Below are 2757 nucleotides of genomic sequence, written 5' to 3' on the forward strand. Positions count from 1 at the left end.
CGTCGGCCGGTCGGGGCCCGAGGGCTGCTCGACCGAGACGCCCGCCGGCACGGTCGCGGCGTCGGCCGTGCCGGGAAGCTCCGGTACCAGCAGGACCCGCAGGTGGGGGAAGTCCGTCAGCCAGGGCTTGCCGTCGCAGGACCGGTAGCCGTCCCGCAACCAGAGGTGCGTCAGCCGCTCGGGGTCCAGTAGGCCGCGGACCTCGGCCGGGTCGTACTCCCAGGCGAGCTGGACGCGGGCCCGGCCGCCGAGTGACCGCAGTGCCTCCAGATGACCGGTGTGGTGGGCGGTGAAGTAGAGGTCCCCGTCGTCGAGACCGGCCAGCACCTCGTGCGCGTACCGGTCGGTGTCGAAGTAGCGCCACGCCCAGGCCAGCTGCCGGCGCACGTTCAGCGACGGGTGCTCCCGGTAGCGGGCCAGCAGCGGTATGGCGGCGTCTGTGCCGAGGCGGGACGCGGCCACCACCACGTGGGTGGCCTCCCGGGCGGTGAGCCCCTCCGGGCCGGGCAGCAGGTCGAGCAGCAGCGGACCGCCGAAGTCCCCCAGCTGCCGGGCGGTGAGCACGTCGGGCGGCGGCAGCAGCCGGTGGGTGAGGGCAAGCACCCGGGTGCGCACGCCGGGGTCCAGCTCGGTGGCGTGCTCCAGGCAGGCCGCGGCGAGCACGATGCGGCGGAACTCCGGCCAGGCCGCGGTCACCTCGGCCGGGCGGGACAGCCGGCGCAGCAGGCTGTCGACGTCGCCGGGCTCCGCCTCCAGGATCAGGCCGTTGAGTATCCGGGCCCGTTCGGCGGGCCTGGCGTGTGCGACGGCCAGGCGGAAGACGTCCTCCCACTGCGACTGGTGCGCGTTGCCCAGCAGCAGGGGGAAGTCGCCCTCCTCGACGAGCGCCTTCGCCCCCAGGTAGTCCTGGAAGGTGCGGTGCACGAAGGTGACGCAGCCGGGAGCGGGCTCGCGCAGCATGCCGGAGCGGTTCAGCAGGTGCTCCAGCACCTGTTCCGGCGTCGCGTCGACGTGCGCCATGTGCGCCAGGCCGCGTTCGAGCTGCCCGAGCGCGTCGGCCCGGTCCAGCTCGGTGCGGTCGTTGCGGATCATCCAGTGCGCGAGCTTCTGCAGCAGCTGCACCTGGGTCTCCCGGGACAGTCGCAGTGTCGCGCCGGCCGGCACCGCCCGCTCGGTGTCGCGGCGCTCCAGCAGCATGCTGAGCGCCGCGTCGTAGAGGTCGCGGCGGCTGTGCGGCAGGAAGCCGCGGCGTTCGCGGTGCAGGGCGCACAGCAGGCCGCACATGAGCGGACTGACGGCCAGCCGGCCCAGGTCGGTGTGCGTGCGCAGGGTGTCCAGCAGCGACTCGGCCAGCTCCTCCCCGGCGTCCGCGGCGGTGTGCCAGCGGCGGACGAATGCGGCGACGTCGGAGCGGTCCATCGGGGCCAGCGACAACTCGGTGAAGCCGTCCGCGGTGAGCCAGTCGTCGCGGACCGCGGAGGGCCGCGAGGTCACCAGCCACAGGTTGCCCGGGTGGTCGCCGAGCATGTCGCGCAGCCAGCGGCGGGTCTGCTCCCGCTCGCGGTCCGGTATCTCGTCGATGCCGTCGATCAGCAGCAGCGCCCGCCCGGCGTCCAGCACCCGGTCCGCCCAACCCGGCGGCTGGGCCGCGGCCAGGCTGCTGCGGACGGCGTGCAGGAAGCGGTCGGGGGTGGGCGGCAGGCCCTCGTGCAGCACCCGGCGCAGCGGCAGCACGAACGGCACCCGGCCGATGAGGTGGCCGAGCTGCGGGTGGTACCGCTGGCGGGCACAGGTGACGGCGAGCCACTGCACGAGCGTCGTCTTGCCCGAGCCGGCGCCGCCGCGCAGCAGCACCCGGTCGTGGCCGCGCAGGGCCTGCTCGGCGGGTAAGGCGCTGCCGCTGGACTCCGCCTCCAGGGAGACGTACGCGGCGTCGAGCGGCCACTCCCTGGTGTGCTGGAGGTCGATGCCGTAGAGGGTCAGCTCACCGTGCCGGCGGGCCATGTGCTCGGCGTAGCGCTGCTCGAAGAGGGCGTCCTCGGCGGTCTGCGACGGGATGCGCGCCAGCAGCAGGTCGGTCTTGCGGACCAGCCGGTCCAGGCTGGTCGTCTGCTCGACGAGGGTGCGGGCCACGAAGGTGGAGCGCTGGGTGAAGAAGTTCAGGACGTGCAGGCACACGGCCCGCAGCAGGGGCTGGAAGAGGGCGTCGGCGTCCGCGGACAGCCCGCCCGGGTGGCCGACGCGCAACGCGAGGGACTCCGGGCCGAGCCGGACGGCCTGCACGTCGTCCATGTCGAGGTCGCCGAGCCGGTGCAGCGCGGTGCGCAGCGCGTCGGCCACCTCCCGCTGCACCTCCGGGGAGGGCGCGTCGCTCGTCCCGGCGGACCGGACCGCTCCGGAGACCACCTCGTTCACCAGCCGGTCCAGCTCGGCTTCGCCCAGGGTGCGCTTCTCGCCGCGGAACGACAGCCAGCCCGACAGCCGCAGCGGTGCGGACACCAGCCCGGCGCCGGGCTCCGGCGTCACCAGCAGCCGCTTGAGCAGCGGCGAGACAGCGGCTGACGCCAGCCGGACGCCGATGAGCGACGGATCCACCATGCCCCCCGAGAAGATATGCCGTGCGGCCCCCAGGGTAGGCCGTCAGGTGATCACCGGTCACCGCTGCTGACAGGTCCGTTACCAGGTTCCGCGTCGGCGGGCCCCGCGCTGCCCGGCGCGGGGTCCGAGGGGCCGGACCCGCGGTCCGGCGCGGAGTCG

At 74.5% G+C, this 2757-nt stretch carries 1 protein-coding gene; it reads right to left on the bottom strand.

Annotated features, from left to right (window positions below; translation table 11 throughout):
* The coding region (locus tag ACYVE9_RS21795) for an NACHT domain-containing protein (RefSeq protein ID WP_461029584.1) at positions 1-2598 on the bottom strand (2598 nt) is incomplete at its 3' end.
* Positions 2599-2757: the final 159 nt, after the last annotated feature.

It is taken from the genome of Streptomyces sparsus (genome assembly GCF_054776295.1).